Origin of the sequence: Candidatus Sphingomonas phytovorans (assembly GCA_029202385.1) — a bacterium.
In the GTDB taxonomy this organism is placed as follows: domain Bacteria; phylum Pseudomonadota; class Alphaproteobacteria; order Sphingomonadales; family Sphingomonadaceae; genus Sphingomonas; species Sphingomonas phytovorans.
The window spans coordinates 4,168,042-4,189,988 of sequence record CP119314.1; the positions used below are offsets into that span (position 1 = coordinate 4,168,042).

Genomic DNA, 21,947 nt, shown 5'->3' on the forward strand with positions numbered 1-21,947 from the left:
GGGAGGTGTAAGTGGCTGACCTGATCGACATCGCGTCCTCCGGCCTCTCCGCCGCGATCAACCCCTTTGGCGCCGAGCTCACCCATCTGCGCGACGCCGATGGTTGCGAGCTGATGACCGATGCCGATCCGGCCTGGTGGACCGGCCACGCCCCGATCCTGTTCCCGATCGTCGGCCGCCTCAACGGCGATCTGCTCCGCATCGATGGCAACGACTATCCGATGAAGCAGCACGGCTTTGCACGGCGGATGCCCTTCGTGGTGGTCGATCGGGCGCCCGAACGCGCCGTCTTCCGCCTCACCGACTGCGAAGAGACCCGCGCCGCCTATCCCTTTGCCTTCGCGCTCGACATCGCCTTCACGCTCGACGCCGCAACGCTCCGGATCGAGGCGAGCATTCGGAATCGCGGCACCGCCCCGATGCCCGCCAGCTTCGGGTGGCATCCCGCCTTTGCCTGGCCACTGCCTTATGGTCGGCCCCGTGAGGACCACCGAATCCTTTTCGACACCGACGAACCCGATCCGCTGAGGCAGATCGTCCCGGGCGGCCTGATCGGCCCCGCGCCGCGCCCGTCGCCGCTTGACGGCCGAACCCTCCACCTTCGCGACGACCTTTTCACCAATGACGCGCTTGTCTGGGATCCCGTCCGCTCCCGCCGGGTCACCTATGGCGCACCCGCCGGCCCCCAACTGGACATCGCCTTTCCCGACACCGCGAAGCTCGGCATCTGGACCAAGCCCGGTGCGCCTTTCATCTGCATCGAGCCGTGGCACGGCATCGCCGATCCGGAAGGCTTTGGCGGCGACGTCCGCGACAAGTCCGGCATCGTCGAGATCGCGCCCGGCGCCACCTGGTCTTGCGCGCTGGACGTGACGTTGCGCTCCTGAACCGCTAGGGGCGCCGGATGACTGGAATTTCCGACCGCCGCACCTTCGCGATCATCTCCCATCCCGACGCGGGCAAGACGACGCTCACCGAAAAGCTCCTCTATTTCGGCGGCGCGATCCATCTCGCCGGCGAGGTGAAGGCGCGCGGCCAGAATCGCCGTGCCCGTTCCGACTGGATGAAGATCGAGCAGCAGCGCGGCATCTCGGTTACCTCCTCGGTGATGACCTTCGAGAAGGACGGGCTGACCTTCAACCTGCTCGACACCCCGGGCCATGAGGATTTCTCGGAAGACACGTATCGCACCCTGACCGCGGTCGATTCGGCGGTGATGGTGATCGACGCGGCGCGCGGCATCGAGGCGCAGACGCGCAAGCTGTTCGAGGTCTGCCGTCTGCGTTCAGTGCCGATCATCACCTTCGTCAACAAGGTCGATCGCGAAGGGCGCGACCCGTTCGAACTGCTCGACGAGGTTGCCGACATCCTCCAGCTCGATGTCTGCCCGATGAGCTGGCCGGTCGGCATGGGCAGCGATTTCGAAGGCGTGTACGATCTCCACGCCAACACGCTGAGCCAGCCTGAAGGCCCCTCGCGCGAATATATGGGCAAGCCGCTGCACTTCACCGGCCTTGACGATCCGGCGCTGGAGAAAATCCTGTCGGAGGACGGCCTGACCCGGCTGCGCGACGAGGCCGAGCTGGCGCAGGGCGGCTACGCCACCTTCAACGCGGCGGCCTATCGCCACGGCGACCTGACGCCGGTCTATTTCGGCTCGGCGCTCAAGGATTTCGGCGTGGCGGAGCTGATCGCGGCGCTCGGCCAGCATGCCCCCGGGCCTCGGCCGCAGCCGGCGGAACCGCTGCCGGTCGCGCCGGACAATGCAGAAGTCACCGGCTTCGTGTTCAAGGTTCAGGCGAACATGGATCCGCAGCACCGCGACCGAATCGCTTTTATGCGGCTCTGCTCGGGCACCTTCAAGCGCGGCATGAAGCTGACGCCGACCGGCCACGGCAAGCCGATCGCGATTCACTCGCCGATCCTGTTCTTCGCCCAGAACCGGGAACTTGCCGATGAAGCGTTCCCGGGCGACATCATCGGCATCCCCAACCACGGCACGCTGCGGGTGGGCGACACGCTGAGCGAGAAAGCGACGATCCGCTTCACCGGCCTGCCCAATTTCGCGCCCGAAATCCTGCGCCGTGTCGCGCTGAAGGATCCGACCAAGACCAAGCAGCTGCGCAAGGCGCTGGACGACATGGCGGAGGAGGGCGTGACTCAGGTCTTCTATCCGGAGATCGGCTCCAACTGGATCATCGGCGTGGTCGGCCAGCTCCAGCTCGAGGTGCTGCTCTCGCGCCTTGATGCCGAGTACAAGGTCGATGCCGGGCTAGAGATGGCCCCGTTCGACACCGCGCGTTGGGTCTCGGCGGAGGACCCGGCCGACCTCAAGGCCTTCATGGATCTCAACCGCTCATCGATGGCCAAGGATCGCGACGGCAACCCGGTCTATATGGCGAAGACGGCGTGGGACGTCGGCTATGTGGCCGACCGCTATCCGAAAGTGAAATTCGCCGCGACGCGCGAGCGCTGACCCAAAAGCCCCTCCCCTTCAGGGGAGGGGTTGGGGTGGGGGACGCCGCGCACCGCGAACGATACGCTTGGGGTTGGCGGAAGGCCCCACCCCAAGCCCCCCGTCAAGGGGAGGGGGGAGAACAGGTTAGTTCACCCAATCCTTGCGCAGCGGCTTCGCCGCCAGCCACATCAGCAGCGCGGCGACCAGATACAGCACCAGTCCGATCAGCATCGAATAGCGCAGCGCCTCGTCGCCCAGCCGCTTCGTAAGCCCGTCGGATAGCGCCCCCAGCGCGAAGCTGCCCGCGCCCAGCCCGATCAGATTGTTGATGAACAGGAAGCTGGCCGATGCGGTGGCCCGCATGTGCGGCGGCACGAGATGCTGCACGGCGGTGATCACCGGCGCCAGCCAGACATAGGCAAGCGCCTGCGGAACCAGGAAGAAGAGGAACGCCGCCGTCACCGAAGACGACAGGATTCCCCCCGCGAACAGTGGCACCGCGATGACGAAGGCGATCGCCGGCGCCCGGGCATAGGCCGCCCGGTCCTTCGTGCCGAACTTGTCGCCGACCATCCCGCCCAGCAGCACGCCGGGCACGCCGCCCAGCAACAGGATCGCGCCGTAGAAATAGGATACGTCCTGCAAGTCGAGGAGGAAGCTGCGCTTGAGCAGCGACGGCAACCAGAAGGCAAGGCCGTAGCCGAGCATCGAGCTGGCCGAGGCCCCGAAGGCCAGCAGCCAGAAGCTTGGCTTGCGCGCGAGGATGGCGAAGACGCGGCGCACCGGCTCGGTCGCGGCGATGGCTCGATCGCGCACTGGCTCGCGCACCAGCAGCCGGAACAGGGGCGCGATGGCGACGCCGGCCAGCCCAACCACGATAAAGGCGGCGCGCCAGTCGACCGTCGTCGCGATATAGCCGCCAAGCAGCACGCCCGCCGCCGATCCGAGCGGGATGCCAAGCGAATAGACCGCCAGCGCCCGTGCCCGGCTTTCGGGTGGGAAGGTGTCGGCGATCACCGCATAGGAAGGTGCGACGCCACCGGCCTCGCCCACGCCGACGCCGAGCCGAGCGCCGAACAGCTGCGCGAAATTCCCCGCCCAGCCGCACAGGGCGGTGAAGCCGCTCCATACGCCCAGGCTGATGGTGATCGTCCAGGTCCGGCTGGTCCGGTCGGCGATCCAGGCAAGCGGGATCGCCAGCGTCGAATAGAGCAGGGCGAAGGCAAGCCCCCCCAGCACGCCCAACTGGGTGTCGGTCAGGCCGAGGTCCGCCTTGATCGCCGGCACCAGGATGCTGAAGATTTGCCGGTCGACGAAGTTGAAGGTGTAGACGAGCAGCAGCATGGCCAGCGCCAGTGCGCGATATCCGCGGGATTGATTGTCGGTCATGCGCCTCATCCTGCCTTTGATCATTTGGGCGCCACGGGCAATGCGAGGTGCCGTCTCCCAAAATGACGAGACCGGACGCTCTTTTCTGGGAGCGCCCGGTCTCGATACCGTCTTCGTCTATCGGTTCAGAACCGCGCTGTCAGCGTTCCGAACACCTGCCGCGGATTGCCGTAGAAGGCGGTGGCGATGCCTTCCTTGCCCAGCGTCGGCGTATAGCCACCCGAGCCGTTCAGGATCGGCACGCCGGCGAGGGTCGTGGCGATATATTGGTAACCCGCCGTCTTGTAGACCCTGTTGGTCAGGTTCTTGCCATGCACGCCGATCGAATAGCGCCCGCCGCCGAAGGTGTAGGTCAGGTGAGCATCCCAAAGGGCATAGCCCGGCTGGTCGAGGAACGGGCTCGCCGTCTCGAACTGATGGGTCAGGCTGCGATAGGACAGCACGGTGGAGGCATTGACTGATCCCGAACCGACGGGGAGATTGCCGCCCAGCGTGCCCGACAGAGTCCAGTCGGGCGTGTTCTGGAATACGCGGTCCTTGGCGACGTCGACGCCGGTCGGGCCGATGAAAGTTTTGTACTTGGCCTTTATGTAGCCGAGCGTACCGGCGAAATAGAGCGACGATCCGGGGCCGGCAAAGTCGCGGGCAAGCGTCGCGTTCGTCTCCAGTTCAACGCCCTTGATCGTCGCCTTGGCTGCGTTGGTGGTGATGCCGCAGAAGGACTGGACACCGCCGATCACGCAACCGACCGAGCCGGGAACCTGCACATCGCTGTAGTCCGAATAGAATCCGTCCAGCGACCAGGTCAGGCGACGGTCGAGCGCGGAGCCCTTCCAGCCGATTTCATAGGTCCTGACCGTTTCCGGCTTGAACAGCAGGTAGTTGTAGATGTCCTGGTAAGTGCGCCCGGCTGCCGGATTGCTGATCGGCGCCGAGGTGCCGGATCCGCGCGGATCGAAGCCGCCACCCTTGAAGCCTTCCGAATAGGACGCATACAGCATGTGGCCCTCGACCGGCTTGAAGCTGAGCGATGCGCGCGGGGTAAAGCGCTTGAACGTCGCCTTGCCGCGGAAATCCGTGGAAGGGGCGCCGATAATGGTCGGGCGACCACCAAACTCGCTGCTCTCGCCAAAATAGCTCGCCTTGAACACGTAGGATTCGCGCTGATCCCAGGTGTAGCGGCCGCCGAGCGACAGGCTGATCTGCGGCGTGAAATCATAGGTGAAGTCGCCATAGATCGAGCTGGTCTCGGTCCGCACGTCGCCCTTGGTGTTGGCGTTGAAGTTCGGGACGGTCGTGGACAGCAGCACGTCGAACGTCGTGCTCGCCTTCGCGCCGAGGTAATAATAGCCGAAGATGCCGTTCAGCTTGTCGCTCTTGTAGGCAAGCTGGAATTCCTGGCTGGTCTGCTCGTTGCGATAGACCGCCGGCACGTCGACATCGACTGAGGGCAGCGCGTCGAAATCGATCGGCGTGAACGACCGGTCCTTGCGCCAGGCGCTGATGCTCTTGAGCGTCAGGTGCTCGGTCAGCTCGGCGCTCGCCGTCATGGAGAGGCCGCCGGCCTGGATGTTCTGCTTCGGGTTGTTCAGGCCGGCACGCGTGTCGAACACGTTCGACTGGACGGGCGCACCCGACAGCAGGCCCGGGATCAGGCGGTACCCGTTGCGCGGGCTTGATGTGTCCTCGGTATAGTCGCCGGTGAGGCGGACGAACAACCGGTTGTCGGGCGATTCGAACTCGATCGTGCCGCGGCCAGCCCAGAGATCCTTGTTGTAATTGTCGATGCCGAGATAGGTGTTCTTGCCGAACCCGTCGCGCGTCAGCCGCGCGCCCGACACGCCGATGCGGATCATGTCGTTGATCGGGGTCGAGACGCTGACGATCCCGTCGGCCTGGTTGTACGAACCATAGCTTGCCTTGAGGTTCGCCTCGAAATGATCGGGCAGCCGCTTGGTGACATATTTCACCGCACCGCCGATGGTGTTGCGGCCATAGAGCGTGCCCTGCGGCCCGCGCAGCACCTCGATCCGCTCGACGTCATAGATGTCCAGCACCGCCGCCTGGGGCCGGTTGAGATAGACATCGTCGAGATAGATGCCGATGCCGGCCTCGAACCCGGGGACCGGGTCCTGCTGGCCGACGCCGCGGATGAAGGCTGCCAGTGTCGAATTGGTGCCGCGCGCGGTCTTCAGCGTGGTGTTGGGGATCACATTCTGCAGGTCGGTCAGGTCGACTGCGCCGGTCCGCTCCAGCTTGGCGGCGGAAAAGGCGGTGACGGCGACCGGTACGTTGAGCAGCGTCTCCTCGCGGCGCCGGGCGGTGACGACGATCTCCGAATCGTCGGCGGCGGGCGCATCTGCCGTCTGTTGCTGGTCAGGCGCTTCCTGGGCCATGGCGGGCACGGCGGTCAGCGCGGCGATCGCGGCGCCGGCGTTGAGCAGCGTGCGCATGGAATAAAGGCGTGTCATGAAGATCTCCCCTCCTGCGGCGCCGCTTGGATGCGCCCGGTCTGTTACCGGGTTGTGCGCCAGTCGAAGGCGCTATACTGAAACATGAACCAGGTTTCAACTTGGGAATGGGAGGATGCCGAAAATGGCGGGTGAGCGTGGCCAACCGGCAACGGTTGAAGGGCTTTCGAGGGGGGATGCGGCGCTGGCCGCGAGCGAGGGCAAGGCGCCGCGCACCGAGCGGGGGCGCAAGACCTTGCGCTCGATTCTCGACGCCGCGGCGGTCGAGTTCGGCGAGCGGGGTTTCCACGAAGCCTCGGTCAGCGGCATCACGCGCCGCGCCGGCGTCGCGCTGGGCAGCTTCTATACCTATTTCGATTCGAAGGACGCCGTGTTCCGCGCGCTGGTGCGCGACATGTCGGATCAGGTCCGCGACCATGTCGCACCCGCGATCCGCGCCGCGCCTGACCAGATCGCGGCGGAGCGCGCCGGACTGCGCGAATTCATCGCTTTTGTGCGGGGCCACAAGGAAATTTACCGAATCATCGACGAATCCGAATTCGTCGATCCGGAAAGTTTTCGCCTTCACTATGCCGTCACCGCCGATCGAATCGCCGCGCGGCTCAAGGCAGGGGCGGCGCGCGGGGAGATCCGCGCGGATGTGTCGGAGGTCCATGCCTGGGCGATCATGGGCATGAATGTCTTTCTCGGTCTGCGCTACGGTGTGTGGGAAGACGATGCCTCGCCTGATGAAGTCGCCGATATGATCGCGGAGATGCTCGCCCGGGGAATCGGCGCGCGCTGAGCGCCGGGTGTATTGCCTGTTGGCTCGCCTTTCGATTCAACCCCGTCTCCCGCCGTGACATCATGACGCGGTCGAGGCTCCTCCCGGAGCCCCGATCCGCTCCTTCTCATCGTGACGAATATTGGCGGGTTTTCGTCCGCTCACGCGGCATGAACCGGCGATATTGCGCTTTTCGGCGGGTATTTTTCCGCTGTTATCCGTAACAGGGAAAATGGTGGCCAAGCCTCTGGAAAACCGGCACGAATCCGCTCCGAAAATCCAACATAACAGCGGAAGAAAAAATGCGGGGTAGTCCCGCATCATGTCGGACCGGCATTGGCGGCCGTCAGGCCCTGCTCGAATCGTCCGCCAGTGCCTCGGCTAGCGAATCGCGCACCTTGCGGATCGCGCCGATATCCGCCCCGCCGGGTGATCCCGTACCGAAAGTCGCTGCGGGCGCCGGTGCCGGTGCCTGGCTCGCCGACGATACGCGCTTGCGTTCGTCGGACAGCAGCTTTTGCACGCCGCGGATCGTATAGCCCTCGTGATTGAGCAGGCTGTTGATCCGAATCACCAGCGCGACGTCCTCCGGCCGGTAATAGCGGCGCTTGCCGGCGCGCTGCAGCGGCCTGAGCTGGGGAAAGCGGGTCTCCCAATAGCGCAATATATGCTGGGGCAGCGCGGTCTCGCGGGAAAGCTCGCCGATCGTCCGGAACGCGCCAGCCGCCTTGTCGGGCACGCCGGCCATGATCGGGTCAGCCCGCGCCCACGATGCGATCGCGCATCATCTGGCTGGCGCGGAAGGTGAGCACGCGGCGGGGTGCGATCGGCACCTCGATGCCCGTCTTCGGATTGCGGCCGACACGCTCGCCCTTGTCGCGAAGCACGAAGGTTCCGAAGCCGGATATCTTGACGTTCTCGCCCTTGGACAACGCCTCGCACATATGGCTGAGGATCTGCTCAACCAGTTTCGAGGAATCGGCACGGGACAGCCCCACCTGATGGTGCAGCGCCTCCGCCAGATCAGCTCGTGTCAACGTCCCCGCAGGTGCCATCCGCTACCCTCCCCAGAGTGGCAAGAAGTTAACCTAACACAATGATGCTGCGGACTGAAAGGGCTTTGTTCCACTATGAAAACGGCGCGCACGCCCGGCATTCGGTGGAAACGCCCTAGAGTCGAACGACTGCGGCGCCCCAGGTGAAGCCGCCGCCCATCGCTTCGAGCACGAGGAGGTGGCCCGGCCTGATGCGGCCGTCGCGCACCGCGGTGTCGAGCGCGAGCGGCACCGACGCAGCCGAGGTGTTGGCGTGCTGGTCGACGGTCACCACGACCTGCCCCGGATCGAGCCCGAGCTTGCGCGCGGTCGCATCGAGGATTCGGGCATTGGCCTGGTGCGGCACGACCCAGTCGACGTCGGAGGATTCGAGGCCGGCGGCGGCGAGCGATTCGGTCATCACGGCGGCCAGGTTGACGACGGCGTGGCGGAAAACCTCGCGCCCTTTCATCCGCACCTTGCCGACGGTGCCGGTGGTCGAGGGCCCGCCATCGACATAGAGCAGCTCGTTGTGGCGGCCGTCGGCATGGAGCCTGGTCGCCAGGATACCGCGCTCGCCGGCGCCAGCCCCGTCGCTTTCATTGGCTTCGAGCACGATCGCGCCCGCGCCGTCGCCGAACAGCACGCAGGTCGTGCGGTCCTCCCAGTCCAGGATACGGCTGAAGGTCTCGGCGCCGATCACCAGCGCGCGGCGATGGGCGCCGGCGCGAATCATGCTGTCGGCGACCTGCACCGCATAAAGGAAACCGGAGCAGACCGCTGCGACGTCGAACGCCACGCAATCGTTGATGCCCAGCATCGCCTGCACCTTGGTGGCGGTCGCCGGGAAAGTCTGGTCGGGGGTCGCCGTGGCGAGGACGATCAGGTCGATCTCCTGCGCCGAGCGCCCCGCGGCCGCCAGTGCTGCCTTGCACGCATCGGCGGCGAGGGTACCCGTTGTCTCGTCGGGGCCGGCGATATGGCGGAAGCGGATGCCGGTGCGCTCGACGATCCACTCGTCGGAGGTGTCGACGGTCTCGGCCAGCTCGGCATTCGACACGCGCCGTGCCGGCAGGGCCGATCCGGTGCCGGTGATGATCGATCGAATCACGCTGCCTTGGCCTCGAAATTACCCAGGTCTTCGCTGATCCGCCGGGTCAGGTCGTCACGGACCATCTTGGCGGCGGCGGCGATCGCGGTCGCCACGCCCAGCTCGTTCGCGCCGCCATGGCTCTTCACGACGATGCCGTTGAGGCCGAGGAATACCGCGCCATTATGGTTGTTGGGGTCGAGATGGTGCCGCAGCAGCTCGGTCGCCGGCTTCGAGATCAGGAAGCCGATCTTCGACCGGGTCGAGCTGCGGAACGCCCGCTTGAGCAGGTCGGCGACGAATCGGGCAGTGCCCTCGGCCGTCTTCAGCGCGATGTTGCCGGAAAAGCCGTCGCAGACGATCACGTCGACATCGCCGCGCGACAGCCGGTCGCCCTCGATGAAGCCGGTGAAGCTCATGGGCAGGTGAGTCGCATCGCGGAGCGCCTGGGCTGCATCGCGGATTTCCTCGGTGCCCTTCTGGTCCTCGCTGCCGATGTTGAGCAGCGCGACGCGGGGCGATTCGAGATCGAGATTGGTGCGGGCATAGGCGGCCCCCATCACCGCGAACTGGACGAGGTTGCGCGCATCGCATTCGGTATTGGCGCCGAGGTCGAGCACGACCACGTCGTTCTCGCCAAGCGTCGGCAGCATCGCGGCGAGCGCGGGCCGGTCGATCCCCGGCAGCATGCGCAGCGACAGCTTCGCCATCGCCATCAGCGCGCCGGTATTGCCCGACGAGACGGCGGCGCCGGCGCGGCCCTGCTTCACCATGTCGATGGCGACGCCCATCGACGTCGTCTTGGCGCGGCGAATCGCCTGGCTCGGCTTGTCGCTCGATCCGACGACCTCGGGGGCGTGGACGATCTCGCTATGCGCGGTCAGGTTGGGATGAGTCTTCAGGCCTTCGCGGATCCGCTCTTCGTCCCCGACCAGGATGAAGCGCATATCCTCGAAGCGCCGTCGCGCGCGCGCGACGCCGGCCAGCATCACAGCAAGGCCTTCGTCGCCGCCCATTGCGTCGACGGCGATCCGGGAGCTGTTCGACACGCGGCTGGCCCCCTGTTGGACTGTCTGGCTCAGCCTTCGACCGAAACGATCTCACGGCCATTGTAATGGCCGCACGATCCGCACAGGTTATGCGGGCGCTTCAGCTCGCCACAGTTCGGGCACTCCTGGAAGGAGTCGATGCTCAGCGAGTCGTGGCTGCGACGCATGCCGCGCTTGGACGGCGAAGTCTTTCTCTTGGGGACGGCCATTTCGGCGAAACCTTGTTCTTGTCTGGGTCAATAAGCGCGGTACGCCCGGACGGACGCCAGCGCAACCGACGCTTCCGTCAGCCGCGGTAGGCACCTGCGGCCGGACGCATCGCGAAGCGTGCGCCTATAGCGATTCGGGCGCACGTTGCAAGCGCGGCGAAGGACTGGCACGCTGGCGGCACATATTTCCGGGGGAGAGACACGATGAATCCGATCATGCTGCCGATCACGCTCACGACCGCGGGGGCGACCGCGCTGATCGCCCTGTGGCTGGCGATCCGCACCGGCAGCGTGCGCCAGAAGGCGAAGGTCAGCATCGGCGACGGCGGCGACGCGGCGCTGATCTGCCGCATGCGCGCGCAGGCGAACTTCACTGAATATGCGCCCTTCATCCTGATCCTGATCGCGCTGATCGAATATAGCGCCGGCACCTCGACCTGGCTCTGGGTGGCGAGCGTCGCCTTCCTTGTCGCGCGAATCCTCCATCCGCTGGGTATGGACGGCATGAAATACGGCCGCCCGGTCGGGATCCTGATCACCTTCCTGCTGCTCGCCGGCCTCGGCCTCTACGCGATCAGCCTGCCGCTCCTCGCGAAGCACGAGGCGAAGCCGACGGTGATCGAGACGATCCCCGCCGCGGGGTGATCCCCTTTCTCAGGCCGCCATCGCCCGGTCGCTGACGAACATGTTGTGCTCCCGCTCATGCGCGAAGTTGCTTGGCGGGCCGTGGCCGGGGATGAAGGCGGTGTCGTTGCCGAGCGGCCAGAGCTTCCCGACGATCGACTGAAGCAAATGCTGGTGGTTGCCGAGCGGGAAGTCGGTCCGCCCGATCGATCCCTGGAACAGCACGTCGCCGACCAGCGCGAGCTTCGACGGCGCATGGTGGAAGATCACATGGCCCGGCGTGTGGCCGGGGGTATGATAGACGTCGAGCGTCAGGTCGCCGATCGTGACGGTATCGCCCTCGACCAGCCAGCGGTCCGGCTCGAACACGACGCCGCGGATGCCGTAATTCTTCCCGTCCTCGTCGAGTCGCGCGATCCAGAAGCGGTCGGCCTCGTGCGGCCCCTCGATCGGCACGCCGAACTCCTCGGCAAGCGGCTTGGCCTCGCCGCAATGGTCGATATGGCCGTGCGTCAGGATGATCTTCTCGACCGTCACGCCGTGCTGCGCGGCAGCGGCGCGCAGCTTGGGCAGGTCGCCGCCCGGATCGACGAACGCGCCGCGCATCGTCGCGGTGCACCAGATCAGCGAGCAGTTCTGCTGGAGCGGCGTGACCGGGACGATCGCCGCGCGAAGGGGAGGGAGTGCCATGCCGCGGAGGTAAGCCTCGCCGCGTCTCCGGGCAAGCGCGGGGTTGCCGTGCGCCCATTCGGGTTGCATTTGGCGGGCTGTCGATGCTCGCCCGTGAAACCGCCCCGTTCGTTCTGCTGGACGATGCCCGAGAGGATGCCGTTCCCGCGCGCCTCTATCGCCGGCCGGTGCGCGTGGTGGAAGCGCGCACCGTCGCCGAGGTGCTGCCCGCGCTCGACATGCTCCGCGCGGCGCGGGATGCAGGATTCCATGCCGCCGGCTTCCTCTCCTACGATGCCGGCGCCGCCTTCGAGCCGGTGCTGGGCATGCCGCGGGCGACCGATGCGCCGCTGCTCTGGTTCGGCCTGTTCGAAGGGTATGAGGAGATGGCTGCGGCCGACGTGCCGGCGCTGCTGCCCGATCCCGCCGGGGCCTGGATCGCGCCACCACGACCGGGCATCGACCAGGCGGCATATCACGATCAGTTCGCGCGGGTCCTCGATCTGATCGCGGCGGGCGACGTCTACCAGATCAACCTCAGCTACCGCGCGACCGTGCGCCACGCCGGCGACCCGCTCGCTCTCTACGCGCAGCTTCGTGCCCGGGCGCGGGCCGGGTTCGGCGCGCTGATCGATACGGGTGCCGACCTGTTCTTGTCGCTGTCGCCCGAACTCTTCTTCGCGCTTGACGATCGCCGGCTCACCTGCCGCCCGATGAAAGGGACGGTGCGCCGCGGCGCGACCTTTGCCGAGGATCGCGCCCTCGCTGCGTCGCTCAGCGCCGATCCCAAGCAGCGCGCGGAAAATCTGATGATCGTCGACCTGATGCGCAACGACCTCTCGCGCATCGCCCGGCCGGGCAGCGTCGCGGTGCCCGCCCTGTTCACCGTCGAGACCTATCCGACCGTGCATACCATGGTCTCGACCGTCACCGCCGATCTCGCCGAGGATCGCGACGCGATCGACGTGCTTGCTGCCCTGTTCCCGTGCGGCTCGGTGACGGGCGCGCCGAAGATCCGCGCGATGCAGGCGATTGCCGAGGTCGAGCAGGCAAGCCCGCCACGCGGCGTCTATACCGGGGCGATCGGCCGGCTGGACGCGGGGGGTGATGCGATGTTCAACGTCGCGATCCGGACTCTGGCGATCCGGCGCGGCGACGCGCATGATTTGCCCGGGGGATCGTTCGGCGTGGGCGGCGGCATCGTCGCCGATTCGAAAGTGCATGAGGAATGGGACGAATGCCTTGCCAAGGGTGATTTCCTGACCAGCGACGGATCTTTCGACCTGATCGAGACGATGGCGTTCGATCCGGAGACGGGCATGTCCCTGCTCGAGCGCCACCTCGCGCGGATGAAGGCGAGCGCCGACCTGTTCGGCTTTCCGTTCGATCGCCATGCCGTGCGCAATGAACTCCAGGCTGCGACCTTCCGCCTGCGCAGGGCGCGACGCATCAGGCTGGTGCTGGCGAAGAGCGGGGCGATCGCGGTCGAGGTGTCGCCGATGCCGGGTTCGCCGGCGGAACCTGTGGTCGTCGCTCTCGTGCCGCTGCCGGTCGATCCCTCCGATTTCCGTCTTCGCCACAAAACCAGCGACCGTGCTTTTTACGGCACTCCGCCGGTTGGCTGTTTCGAGATGGTCTTCATCGATCCCGATGGATTCCTGACCGAGGGCAGCTTCACCTCGCTGTTTGTCGAACGCAACGGGATCCTCGTCACGCCACCGCTTGCGCGAGGCCTGCTGCCGGGCGTGTTGCGCGCCGATCTGATCGCCACTGGCCGCGCGGTTGAGGGTGATTTGACCCCGGCCGATCTCGTCGGCGGTTTTTTCATCGGAAATGCGCTGCGAGGGCTGATTCCCGCCATTGTTGCGGTTGCGAACGGAACCGACCCGGGTCTATAGCCGCGCCGCTTCCAGACAAAGGCGCCCAATTCATGCAACCATCCGCCGCGCTCGCCCGTATCAAGCCATCGCCCACGCTCGCGATCACCTCGCGCGTGCAGGAGCTGCAGCGGGCCGGCGTCGACGTGATCGGCCTTGGCGCCGGCGAGCCCGATTTCGACACGCCCGAATTCATCAAGGAAGCGGGCATCAAGGCGATCCGCGACGGCAAGACGAAATACACCAATGTCGACGGCACGCCCGAGCTGAAGGCGGCGGTGATCACCAAGTTCAAGCGCGACAACGGCCTGACCTACGCGCCCGACCAGATCACCATCAACGCGGGCGGCAAGCACACCCTGTTCAACGCGATGGTCGCGACGGTCGATGCCGGCGACGAAGTGATCGTGCCCGCGCCCTATTGGGTGAGCTATCCTGACGTCGTGCTGTTCGCGGGCGGCACGCCGGTGTTCGTCGCGGCGGGGCCGGCGCAGGGATACAAGCTGTTGCCCGAGCAGCTCGAGGCGGCGATCACGCCGAAGACCAAGTGGGTCATCCTCAACTCGCCGTCCAACCCGACCGGCGCTGCCTATTCGGCCGCCGAGCTCAAGGCGCTGGGCGAGGTGCTCGAACGGCACCCGCATGTCTGGATCTTCGCCGACGATATGTACGAGCATATCATCTATGACGGTTTCGAATTCGCCACGATCGCACAGGTCTGCCCCTCGCTCTACGATCGCACGCTGACCGCGAACGGTTGTTCCAAGGCTTATGCGATGACTGGCTGGCGCATCGGCTTCGCCGGTGGCGCGCCCTGGCTGATCAAGGCGATGGCCAAGCTCCAGTCGCAGTCGACCTCCAATCCCTGCTCGATCGCCCAGGCGGCCTCGGTCGCGGCGCTGACCGGCGACCAGGCCTTCCTCAAGGATCATGCCGCGCTGTTCCAGTCGCGCCGCGATCTGGTGGTGTCGATGCTCAACCAGGCGAACGGCATTACCTGCCCGCGGCCCGAGGGCGCCTTCTACGTCTATCCTGAATTCTCTGGCCTGATCGGCAAGTCGACCCCCAAGGGCCAGCTGATCGACACCGACGAGGCGATGGTCGCCTATCTGCTCGACGAGGCGAAGGTCGCGGCGGTGCAGGGGGCGGCGTTCGGTCTCTCGCCGGCGATGCGGATCAGCTATGCGACTTCCGAGGACCTGTTGCGGGAGGCATGCGAGCGAATCCAGACGGCTTGCGCCGCGCTGCGATAGGGACAGCAAGCTCCCGTTCATCCGGACAAGGCAAAAGCGGGCACCGTAACGAATCGGTCCTGTGCCGGTTCGGCGTAGAATAGATGTGAAGGTTGAGTGGCGATGCGCGCTATTCTGAAGGAAGCGTTTTTCTGGCGATTCGCGGGCGGTTTCGTCATCGGCGCCATCGGCCTGTTGATCCTCCAGCCCGCCAACGCGGCAGGGCTCGTCGACAATCTGGCGAGCGTCCTGCACGCTCTTCCCTGACCGGGCACTTCCGGCTCGACCGGGAGTTCCTATATTCATGTGGATGCCCATCGAAAGGCGATCCATGTTGAGGACTATGCTAGCCGCTGCCGCTGTCGCCGGGGTGGCCTTCGCTGCCTTGTCCGGCGGAGCCGCCAACGCCGAACGCGCGGTGCCGATTCCGGCCGCGCTTCAGGACGTACCCAAGGCGCCGGGGCCCCAGACCGCGATCCTTGCCGGCGGCTGCTTCTGGGGCATGGAGGCGGTGTTCGAGCGGGTGAAGGGGGTGCGCGCCGTGACTGCTGGCTATGCCGGCGGCACCGCGGGGAACGCGACCTATGATCAGGTCAGCACCGAAACCACGCGCCATGCCGAGGCGGTGAAGATCGTCTTCGATCCGGCGCAGGTCAGCTACGCGACGCTGCTGCGCGTCTATTTCTCGATCGCGCACGATCCGACCGAGCTCAACCGTCAGGGGCCGGATACCGGTCCCAGCTATCGCTCGGCGATCTTCCCGCAGAACCCGGCGCAACGCGACGTTGCGGCTGCCTATATCGCCCAGCTCGGCAAGGCCCGGTCCTTCCCCCAGCCCATCGTGACGAGGCTGGAAAGCGGCCGCTTCTTCGCGGCCGAGGCCTATCATCAGAATTTCTACGACCGGAATCCGCGCCACCCCTATATCGTCCAGTGGGACAAGCCGAAGGTGGCTGCGTTCAAGGCGGCTTTCCCGGCGCTGGCCAAGCCGGGCTGAGCCTTCAGGCTGCCAGCGGAAAGCGCAGCAGCCGGTCCTCGACCGGTATCAGCGCCTCGGCCCCGGCGCCCACCGCGCGGACGATTTCAGGGTGGTCAGCATCGAGACCGCCAGTCAGCGCCCCGAACGCCGGCAGGATGAGCTTCGTCCCGCTCGCGACGAAGCAGCGGCGCGAAACCTGGCGTCCCCGCACCCGCACCCGCAGCTTTGGGTGGAAATGCCCCGACAGTTCGGGACGGGGCTCGCGCGGATCGGCCTCGTGGCGCAACATCAACCCATCGACCAGCGCTTCGTCCATCACCTCGCCGCCACATCGGTCGATCGTCCGGTCGTGATTGCCGGTGATCCAGACCCAGCGCCGCGCGACGGTCAGGGCGCGCAGCATTTCCTGCGCCTCGCCGGGCAAGCGTTCGCACCCCGCCGAATCGTGGAAGCTGTCGCCCAGGCACCAGATTTCGGCCGCCCCGGTGTGGTCGGCGAGCTCGGCAAGCTCGGCCAGCGTCGCGATCGTATCATAAGGGGGCAGCATCTGGCCGCGAATCGCGAACCAGCTCGCCTTCTCGAAATGCAGGTCGGCAACCAGCAAAGCACGCCGCGCGGGCCAGAAAAGCGCGCCCTGCGACAGTACGAGCAGATCGTGGCCAGCGAACGAAAAGGGAACCATGGTCTTGCTATGCAGCGATCCGCCCCCCAGATCAACGGCTTGCGGCAGCGCAACAAAAGGCCTTGCGCTGCTCAGCAACAGGCGTAAAGCGCGCCGTCCTCCTCGGCAGGCCAGATTTTCATGTCTTCAGTCCCTGAAACGACGGGGCAGCCGCGTCGCTCCCATCCAGCGATGCTTGCGCTCACCATCGGCGCCATCGGTGTCGTCTTCGGCGATATCGGCACCAGCCCGCTCTACGCGTTTCGCGAGGCGCTGGCGCAGTCGGCGCAGGACGGGATCGATCCGAGCGAGATTCTCGGTGTCCTGAGCCTTGCCTTGTGGACGCTGATCCTCGTCGTCAGCGTCAAATATGTCGGGTTCCTGATGCGCGCGGACAATCAGGGCGAAGGCGGCGTGCTGGCGCTGACCGCGCTCGCGCGGCGCGCTCTCGGCAGGCGATCGATGATCGCGCTCGTCCTCGGTGCCGCCGGCGCCTCGCTCTTCTATGGCGATGCGATCATCACGCCGGCGCTGTCGGTATTGTCGGCGGTCGAGGGTCTGCGCACGATCCCCGGCGCGGGCACCGCGATCGGCGAGCACACCATCCTGTTCCTCACCATCGCGATCCTGATCGCGCTGTTCCTGATCCAGGCACGCGGCACCGCGCATGTCTCGAAGCTGTTCGGGCCCGTCTGCATCCTCTGGTTCCTGACGATCGGCGGCCTCGGCCTCTGGCACATCTGGGACGAGCCTTCGATATTGCGCGTCTTCTCCCCCTGGTATGGCGGCGTGTTCCTCGCGACTCATGGGACGATCGGGCTGTTCGTGCTCGGTGCCGTGTTCCTGACGGTGACCGGTGCCGAGGCATTGACCGCCGACATGGGGCATTTTGGCCCGGCCCCGATCCGGATGGGCTGGTTCTTCCTCGTTTTCCCGGCGCTGACGCTCAACTATCTCGGCCAGGGCGCCTTCGCGCTCAACGCGCTGGAAACGGCGGCGGCGACCCATCAGAATTTCGGCAACCAGGACTGGTTCTTCCTGATGGCGCCCGAAAATGTCCGTCCCTGGCTGATCGCGCTCGCGATGCTGGCGACGATCATCGCCAGCCAGGCAGTGATCACGGGGGCCTTTTCGCTGACCCAGCAGGCGATCCAGCTCGGGCTGTTGCCGCGCCTGCGCGTCCGCCAGACATCGGCACAGCATTCGGGGCAGATCTACCTGCCATCGATCAACTGGCTGCTGCTGATCGGCGTGCTGGTGCTGGTGATCCAGTTCCGCACCTCCTCGTCGATGGCCGCGGCTTATGGCATCGCGGTCACCGGCACGATGGTCGTCACCACCTGCCTCGCCTATATCGTCGCCCGTCATCGCTGGAACTGGTCGCGACCGCTGGCGATCACGGTGATCCTGCCCTTCCTCGCACTCGACCTGGTGTTCTTCGGGGCCAATATCCTGCGCGTGATCGAGGGCGGCTGGGTGTCGCTCCTGGTCGGTGCGATGATCGCGCTGCTGATCTACACCTGGGTGCGCGGCCGGGGCATCGTGCGCGCGTTCGAGCAGCGCCAGAGCGTGCCGCTCGCCGATCTCGCGGCTGCCCTGAGCCGCCGCCCGCCGGAACGGGTCGAGGGCACGGCGGTCTTCCTGACCGCCAATCCGGAAAGTGCGCCGGGCGCGCTGCTGCACAACCTCAAGCACAACAAGGTGCTTCACGAGCGCAACCTGATCGTCAGCATCCGCACCGCTGACCGCCCGGTCGTACCGGCCGAAGAGCGCATGAAGACGACTCGGATCGACGACAATTTCAAGGCGGTCGTCCTCACATATGGCTTCATGGAATCGCCTGACGTGCCGCGCGACCTGGGGCTTGAGCAAGCCGGCTCGCGCAAATTGCTCAACCCGGCCAAGACCAGCTATTTCATCGGCCGCAATACGCTGAAGCCCGCCGCGAACCAGGGCATGCCGCTGTGGCAGGACCGGATCTTCATGTTCCTGCAGCGCAACGCCAGCGACCCGACGGATTTCCTGCGCATCCCACCAGGCAAGGTGCTCGAGCTGGGTGAGCAGGTGACCGTCTAGGCACGGAACGCGCCTGAACGATCACCCGCGCAGGCGGAAATCCAGGGCCTCGGGCGCTGTCGCCCGATCCCCGGAGTCCCGTCGTCGATCCTATCCGGCATAGGCCTTTACGAGATCGTACAGATAGTCCCGGCCCTCATAGAGCGATTTGGTCCGGATCCGTTCGTTCAGCCCGTGAATGCCGTTGAAGTCGGTATCGACGAAGATGCCGGGCGCGCCATAGACCGGGATGCCGATCGCCTGGAGGAAGATGCCGTCGGTCGCGCCCGTCGACATCAGCGGCAGGATCGGCAGGCCGGGGAAGTGCTTCGCGGCGACCGCCTTGGCCGGGTCGACGATCTTCGGGTCGAGCGATGGCGGGATCGCGGTGGGCCGGATCGGCTGGTTGATGGTCACCTTCACCTTCGGACCCGCCAGTTCCTTGAGCTTCGCGAATGTCGCCTCGACCGTCTCGCCGGGGAAGATGCGGCAATTGACGTTGGCGGTGGCGCGTTGCGGCAGGGCGTTCTCCGCATGGCCGGCATTCACCAGCGTGGCGACGCAGGTGGTGCGCAGGGTCGAATGCATCGCCTTGTCCCGGCTGATCAGCGCGTCGGCCGCCTTGTCCTCCGGATTGGCGAGCAGGCGGTTGATCGCGTCGCCCACCGGCCCCGGCATCGCCGCCGCAGTCGCGCCGAAAAAGGCCCGGGTGGTATCGGTGAACTTGACCGGGAATTCATAGGCCCGCACCGCCTCGAGCGCGTCGGCGAGTTCGTAGATCGCGTTCTCGGGCGTGGGCTGCGAGCTGTGGCCACCGGGGTTGGTCGCCTCGAACGTGTAGTTCTGCGCTGCCTTCTCGCCGACCTGGATCGCCAGCAACTGAGGCTTGCCGTTCGCATCGTAGCGCCCGCCGCCGCCTTCGTTGAGCGCGAACTCAGCCGCGATCAGATCGCGCTTGTTGGCCGCAAGCCATTGCGCGCCATTGAAGGCGAAGGTCGTTTCCTCGCCGCAGGTGAGGGCGAGCTTGATCGTCCGTTTCGGCTTGTAGCCGCTCGTCTTGAAACGGATCAGGCTGTCAGCCCACACGGCGGCCATCGCCTTGTCGTCGACCGCGCCGCGCGCATAATAATAGCCGTCCTCCTCGATCAGCTTGAAGGGATCGCGGATCCAGTCGGCGCGCTTGGCCTCGACCACGTCGAGATGGCCGAGCAGCAGCATCGGCTTGGCACGCTTGTCCGACCCCGGCAGCACCGCGACGATGCCGCCGTCCTTGGGATGTTCGGGTACCGAAAAATAGGTGATGTCGCCGTCGGGGAAGCCCGCCGCCTTCAACCGGGCGCCGATCTGTGCCGCCGCCTGGGTGCAACTGCCCGAGGACAGGGTCGTGTTGGTCTCGATCAACTCCTTGTAGAGCCCGAAAAATGCCTGTTGATCGGGGCGAAGCGCCTGAGCCGATGCGGCGACGGGAAGCAAGGCGATCACGGCCGCCGAGCAGATGGATATCGTTCTAATGATGGCGTGCACCCCCGAGTTGGACCAAAAGATCAGCGGCCGGTGGTATCGACGGTGACGACGGTACCGGCCTAGCCGTCCATGACCATAATACGGACTTCGCGGTTCGGGAAATCGATCTTGACGCGCCGGAACAGCCGCAATGCGTCCATGCCGAGCAGCAGGGCCGGCTTATCGGTCAGGCCGAAATGGCGAAACGGCTCGGCGTCGGAGAAAGCGACGGGCAGATGGGAAAAGGTGATGCCCGCAAAGTCGACCTTGTCGATCTGCGTGTAGCCGACCTCCATCGATTCGCCGGTTACGCCCCAGAGCGCGATCGGCCGAACCGCCTTCGCGCCGTGCGCGACGCTGCGCTTCAGCGCCATATTGCCCATGGTGATACCCGATCCGGTATCCAGGATGACCCGGATCTTCTGTCCGCGATAGCTGGCGTCGCTCACGATGAGCTGGCCGTAGAGATTCTTCCCGTGAACCACGATCTCGCCGGGCATCGCGTTCATGCTCCGCCGTCGTTTGACGGATGGCGCGAGGGTCATGGTCTCCTTCGCGAAATCGATCGTCAGGGCATGGCCCTGGAGCGTGTCCAGCCCGAGCATGCCCAGCGCACCGAGGTCGCGCGATTCGAGCGAAGGCGCCTCGATGCTGGTGCCGCCCATCGTGCTCACGCTGATCTTCGGGATCATCACCGTCGCGACGTTGGACGTGCCGGTCATGGCGGTCAGCCGGACGTCCCTGCCCGACGCAAGGCCGAGCTTGCCGGCAAGTTCGCGTGAGATGACCGTGCGCTGCGCGCCGGTATCGACGACGAAATGGAACGGGCCGCTATTTCCGATCGAAACCGGCACGGTCATGCGATCATCGGCGGATCCGATATCGAGCACGGTCGGCGCGGGTGGCGGCGTCGGATCCTGCGCCACCGACGCGCCGGGCGCGACGGCAGCCATTGCAAGCGACACAAGGATCAAGCCGCGCATGGCGGGCGTGTCAGAAGGCATCTGGACGACTCCCCCTTGGAAGCGCGAAGCGCACTTCGCGATTGGCAAAATCGACCTCGACCTTCCGGAAGAGGCGCAGCGCATCCATGCCCAGCAGGAGCGCCGGTTCCTTGCTCAGCCCGAACCGCCGGAACGGCGCGACGTCGGAAAAGGCGATCGGCAGGTGATTGAAGGTAACCCCGCCGATGTCGAGGCTGGTGACCTGGGTATAGTCGGCGGTCAGTTTGTCGCCCGTCACACTGGTCAGGGTAATCGGCTCGGACGCCTTCAACTCGCCGCGCATCCTGGCGCGCAAGGCTGAATTGCCCATGCTGACCGACGATCCGGTGTCGACGATCACGCTGATCCGCCGGCCCTTGTAATAGGCCTGGGTGACGATCAGCTGGCCATAGACGCTCCTGGCGCGGACGACGATGTCGCCGTTCAGGACGGGCGCGCGGTTGCGCTTGGTCGATGGCCGGATCTTCATGCTGTTGGTCTCGAAATCGATCGAGAGGGCGTGACCGCTCAGCGTGTCGATGCCCAGCATGCCGGGTGCGCCCAGATTGACTGAATAGAGCGCGGGCGCTTCGATCGGCTGGCTGATGATGTTGCTGACATTGAGTGACGGGATCACCACCGTCCCGACATTGCTCGTGCCGGTCATTGCCGTCATTCGCACGTCGGGCCCGGGCGACAGGCCAAGCGTCGCGGCGAGCTCGCGCGAGATCACCGTTCGTTCGGCGCCGGTGTCGATGATGAAAGGGAACGGGCCGGTGGTGCCGATGGTGACGGGCACCGTCATGCGCTGGGCGGAATCATCGAAGGCCAGGGTATTTTCGGCGGCGGGCGGCACCTCGCCCTGTCGCGCGGACAACCCTCCGGGAGCGGCGGCCGCAAT

General features: G+C 65.9%; 21 protein-coding genes. 9 read left to right on the forward strand and 12 right to left on the reverse strand.

The genetic code is table 11. The features are described 5' to 3' along the window. Positions 1–11: 11 nt before the first annotated feature. Both P0Y59_19290 and P0Y59_19295 read left to right on the forward strand, forming a co-directional pair. Positions 12–887 (forward strand): aldose 1-epimerase family protein, encoded by an 876-nt coding sequence (locus P0Y59_19290; protein ID WEJ99065.1) that lies wholly within the window; start codon positions 12–14, stop codon positions 885–887. Between the two features lie 17 nt (positions 888–904). After that, positions 905–2,476, forward strand: coding sequence for a peptide chain release factor 3 (locus P0Y59_19295; protein ID WEJ99066.1), 1,572 nt, complete (start codon positions 905–907; stop codon positions 2,474–2,476). Positions 2,477–2,602: 126 nt separating this feature from the next. On the opposite strand, the gene P0Y59_19300 is transcribed toward P0Y59_19295, so the two are convergent. Further along, positions 2,603–3,847 carry an MFS transporter gene (locus P0Y59_19300; protein WEJ99067.1) on the reverse strand — a complete coding sequence of 415 codons (1,245 nt, stop codon included), beginning with the start codon at positions 3,845–3,847 and terminating at the stop codon, positions 2,603–2,605. Between the two features lie 125 nt (positions 3,848–3,972). Then, a complete protein-coding gene (locus tag P0Y59_19305; GenBank protein ID WEJ99068.1) occupies positions 3,973–6,318 on the reverse strand; it encodes a TonB-dependent receptor in 2,346 nt (781 codons plus the stop codon). A gap of 124 nt (positions 6,319–6,442) precedes the next feature. Here P0Y59_19305 and P0Y59_19310 point away from each other — a divergent pair, with 124 nt between their 5' ends. Further along, positions 6,443–7,102, forward strand: coding sequence for a TetR/AcrR family transcriptional regulator (locus P0Y59_19310; protein WEJ99069.1), 660 nt, complete (start codon positions 6,443–6,445; stop codon positions 7,100–7,102). A 325-nt stretch (positions 7,103–7,427) separates the two neighbouring features. Here P0Y59_19310 and P0Y59_19315 read toward each other — a convergent pair whose 3' ends face one another. The 5 genes from P0Y59_19315 to rpmF all read right to left on the reverse strand — a co-directional run bounded on the left by P0Y59_19315 (position 7,428) and on the right by rpmF (position 10,463). After that, the gene (locus P0Y59_19315) at positions 7,428–7,829 is read right to left on the reverse strand and encodes a MerR family transcriptional regulator (GenBank protein WEJ99070.1); all 402 of its coding nucleotides are present in this window, start codon (positions 7,827–7,829) and stop codon (positions 7,428–7,430) included. A gap of 7 nt (positions 7,830–7,836) precedes the next feature. Next, positions 7,837–8,136, reverse strand: coding sequence for an integration host factor subunit alpha (locus P0Y59_19320; GenBank protein WEJ99071.1), 300 nt, complete (start codon positions 8,134–8,136; stop codon positions 7,837–7,839). A 115-nt stretch (positions 8,137–8,251) separates the two neighbouring features. Beyond that, complete coding sequence (locus P0Y59_19325; protein ID WEJ99072.1) at positions 8,252–9,226, reverse strand: ketoacyl-ACP synthase III; 975 nt, start codon at positions 9,224–9,226, stop codon at positions 8,252–8,254. Next, a complete protein-coding gene (plsX, locus tag P0Y59_19330; GenBank protein ID WEJ99073.1) occupies positions 9,223–10,254 on the reverse strand; it encodes a phosphate acyltransferase PlsX in 1,032 nt (343 codons plus the stop codon). Before plsX ends, P0Y59_19325 begins: the two co-directional genes overlap by 4 nt. A 29-nt stretch (positions 10,255–10,283) precedes the next feature. Beyond that, on the reverse strand, positions 10,284–10,463 hold the full coding sequence (gene rpmF / locus P0Y59_19335) for a 50S ribosomal protein L32 (GenBank protein ID WEJ99074.1): 180 nt from the start codon (positions 10,461–10,463) through the stop codon (positions 10,284–10,286). Between the two features lie 204 nt (positions 10,464–10,667). Here rpmF and P0Y59_19340 point away from each other — a divergent pair, with 204 nt between their 5' ends. Then, a complete protein-coding gene (locus P0Y59_19340) occupies positions 10,668–11,108 on the forward strand; it encodes an MAPEG family protein (protein ID WEJ99075.1) in 441 nt (146 codons plus the stop codon). A gap of 9 nt (positions 11,109–11,117) precedes the next feature. On the opposite strand, the gene P0Y59_19345 is transcribed toward P0Y59_19340, so the two are convergent. Next, a complete protein-coding gene (locus P0Y59_19345) occupies positions 11,118–11,777 on the reverse strand; it encodes an MBL fold metallo-hydrolase (GenBank protein WEJ99076.1) in 660 nt (219 codons plus the stop codon). Positions 11,778–11,860: 83 nt separating this feature from the next. Between P0Y59_19345 and pabB the strand changes: the two genes are divergently transcribed. The 4 genes from pabB to msrA all read left to right on the forward strand — a co-directional run bounded on the left by pabB (position 11,861) and on the right by msrA (position 15,862). Continuing rightward, positions 11,861–13,654, forward strand: coding sequence for an aminodeoxychorismate synthase component I (gene pabB, locus P0Y59_19350; protein WEJ99077.1), 1,794 nt, complete (start codon positions 11,861–11,863; stop codon positions 13,652–13,654). A gap of 32 nt (positions 13,655–13,686) precedes the next feature. Further along, positions 13,687–14,886, forward strand: coding sequence for a pyridoxal phosphate-dependent aminotransferase (locus tag P0Y59_19355; GenBank protein ID WEJ99078.1), 1,200 nt, complete (start codon positions 13,687–13,689; stop codon positions 14,884–14,886). A 102-nt stretch (positions 14,887–14,988) separates the two neighbouring features. Further along, positions 14,989–15,132, forward strand: coding sequence for a hypothetical protein (locus tag P0Y59_19360; protein ID WEJ99079.1), 144 nt, complete (start codon positions 14,989–14,991; stop codon positions 15,130–15,132). A 64-nt stretch (positions 15,133–15,196) separates the two neighbouring features. Then, positions 15,197–15,862 carry a peptide-methionine (S)-S-oxide reductase MsrA gene (gene msrA, locus P0Y59_19365; GenBank protein ID WEJ99080.1) on the forward strand — a complete coding sequence of 222 codons (666 nt, stop codon included), beginning with the start codon at positions 15,197–15,199 and terminating at the stop codon, positions 15,860–15,862. A gap of 4 nt (positions 15,863–15,866) precedes the next feature. Here msrA and pdeM read toward each other — a convergent pair whose 3' ends face one another. Beyond that, the gene (pdeM, locus tag P0Y59_19370; protein ID WEJ99081.1) at positions 15,867–16,526 is read right to left on the reverse strand and encodes a ligase-associated DNA damage response endonuclease PdeM; all 660 of its coding nucleotides are present in this window, start codon (positions 16,524–16,526) and stop codon (positions 15,867–15,869) included. A 171-nt stretch (positions 16,527–16,697) separates the two neighbouring features. On the opposite strand from pdeM, the gene P0Y59_19375 reads away from it, so the two are divergent. After that, positions 16,698–18,581 (forward strand): potassium transporter Kup, encoded by a 1,884-nt coding sequence (locus tag P0Y59_19375; GenBank protein ID WEJ99082.1) that lies wholly within the window; start codon positions 16,698–16,700, stop codon positions 18,579–18,581. A 90-nt stretch (positions 18,582–18,671) separates the two neighbouring features. Here P0Y59_19375 and P0Y59_19380 read toward each other — a convergent pair whose 3' ends face one another. The 3 genes from P0Y59_19380 to P0Y59_19390 all read right to left on the reverse strand — a co-directional run bounded on the left by P0Y59_19380 (position 18,672) and on the right by P0Y59_19390 (position 21,923). Next, the gene (locus P0Y59_19380; GenBank protein ID WEJ99083.1) at positions 18,672–20,042 is read right to left on the reverse strand and encodes a M20/M25/M40 family metallo-hydrolase; all 1,371 of its coding nucleotides are present in this window, start codon (positions 20,040–20,042) and stop codon (positions 18,672–18,674) included. A 101-nt stretch (positions 20,043–20,143) separates the two neighbouring features. Further along, positions 20,144–21,067 (reverse strand): aspartyl protease family protein, encoded by a 924-nt coding sequence (locus P0Y59_19385; protein ID WEJ99084.1) that lies wholly within the window; start codon positions 21,065–21,067, stop codon positions 20,144–20,146. Beyond that, positions 21,057–21,923 (reverse strand): retroviral-like aspartic protease family protein, encoded by an 867-nt coding sequence (locus P0Y59_19390; GenBank protein WEJ99085.1) that lies wholly within the window; start codon positions 21,921–21,923, stop codon positions 21,057–21,059. The genes P0Y59_19385 and P0Y59_19390 overlap by 11 nt, the downstream gene beginning before the upstream one ends. Positions 21,924–21,947 lie beyond the last annotated feature (24 nt).

What these genes read in the sequence shown, in the direction of transcription:
- P0Y59_19295 (WEJ99066.1), top strand. Translation starts at nt 905, where the DNA reads ATGACTGGAATTTCCGACCGCCGCACCTTCGCGATCATCTCCCATCCC.
- P0Y59_19300 (WEJ99067.1), bottom strand. Translation starts at nt 3,847, where the DNA reads ATGACCGACAATCAATCCCGCGGATATCGCGCACTGGCGCTGGCCATG.
- P0Y59_19305 (WEJ99068.1), bottom strand. Translation starts at nt 6,318, where the DNA reads ATGACACGCCTTTATTCCATGCGCACGCTGCTCAACGCCGGCGCCGCG.
- P0Y59_19310 (WEJ99069.1), top strand. Translation starts at nt 6,443, where the DNA reads ATGGCGGGTGAGCGTGGCCAACCGGCAACGGTTGAAGGGCTTTCGAGG.
- P0Y59_19315 (WEJ99070.1), bottom strand. Translation starts at nt 7,829, where the DNA reads ATGGCCGGCGTGCCCGACAAGGCGGCTGGCGCGTTCCGGACGATCGGC.
- P0Y59_19320 (WEJ99071.1), bottom strand. Translation starts at nt 8,136, where the DNA reads ATGGCACCTGCGGGGACGTTGACACGAGCTGATCTGGCGGAGGCGCTG.
- rpmF (WEJ99074.1), bottom strand. Translation starts at nt 10,463, where the DNA reads ATGGCCGTCCCCAAGAGAAAGACTTCGCCGTCCAAGCGCGGCATGCGT.
- P0Y59_19340 (WEJ99075.1), top strand. Translation starts at nt 10,668, where the DNA reads ATGAATCCGATCATGCTGCCGATCACGCTCACGACCGCGGGGGCGACC.
- P0Y59_19345 (WEJ99076.1), bottom strand. Translation starts at nt 11,777, where the DNA reads ATGGCACTCCCTCCCCTTCGCGCGGCGATCGTCCCGGTCACGCCGCTC.
- pabB (WEJ99077.1), top strand. Translation starts at nt 11,861, where the DNA reads ATGCTCGCCCGTGAAACCGCCCCGTTCGTTCTGCTGGACGATGCCCGA.
- P0Y59_19355 (WEJ99078.1), top strand. Translation starts at nt 13,687, where the DNA reads ATGCAACCATCCGCCGCGCTCGCCCGTATCAAGCCATCGCCCACGCTC.
- P0Y59_19360 (WEJ99079.1), top strand. Translation starts at nt 14,989, where the DNA reads ATGCGCGCTATTCTGAAGGAAGCGTTTTTCTGGCGATTCGCGGGCGGT.
- msrA (WEJ99080.1), top strand. Translation starts at nt 15,197, where the DNA reads ATGTTGAGGACTATGCTAGCCGCTGCCGCTGTCGCCGGGGTGGCCTTC.
- pdeM (WEJ99081.1), bottom strand. Translation starts at nt 16,526, where the DNA reads ATGGTTCCCTTTTCGTTCGCTGGCCACGATCTGCTCGTACTGTCGCAG.
- P0Y59_19375 (WEJ99082.1), top strand. Translation starts at nt 16,698, where the DNA reads ATGCTTGCGCTCACCATCGGCGCCATCGGTGTCGTCTTCGGCGATATC.
- P0Y59_19385 (WEJ99084.1), bottom strand. Translation starts at nt 21,067, where the DNA reads ATGCCTTCTGACACGCCCGCCATGCGCGGCTTGATCCTTGTGTCGCTT.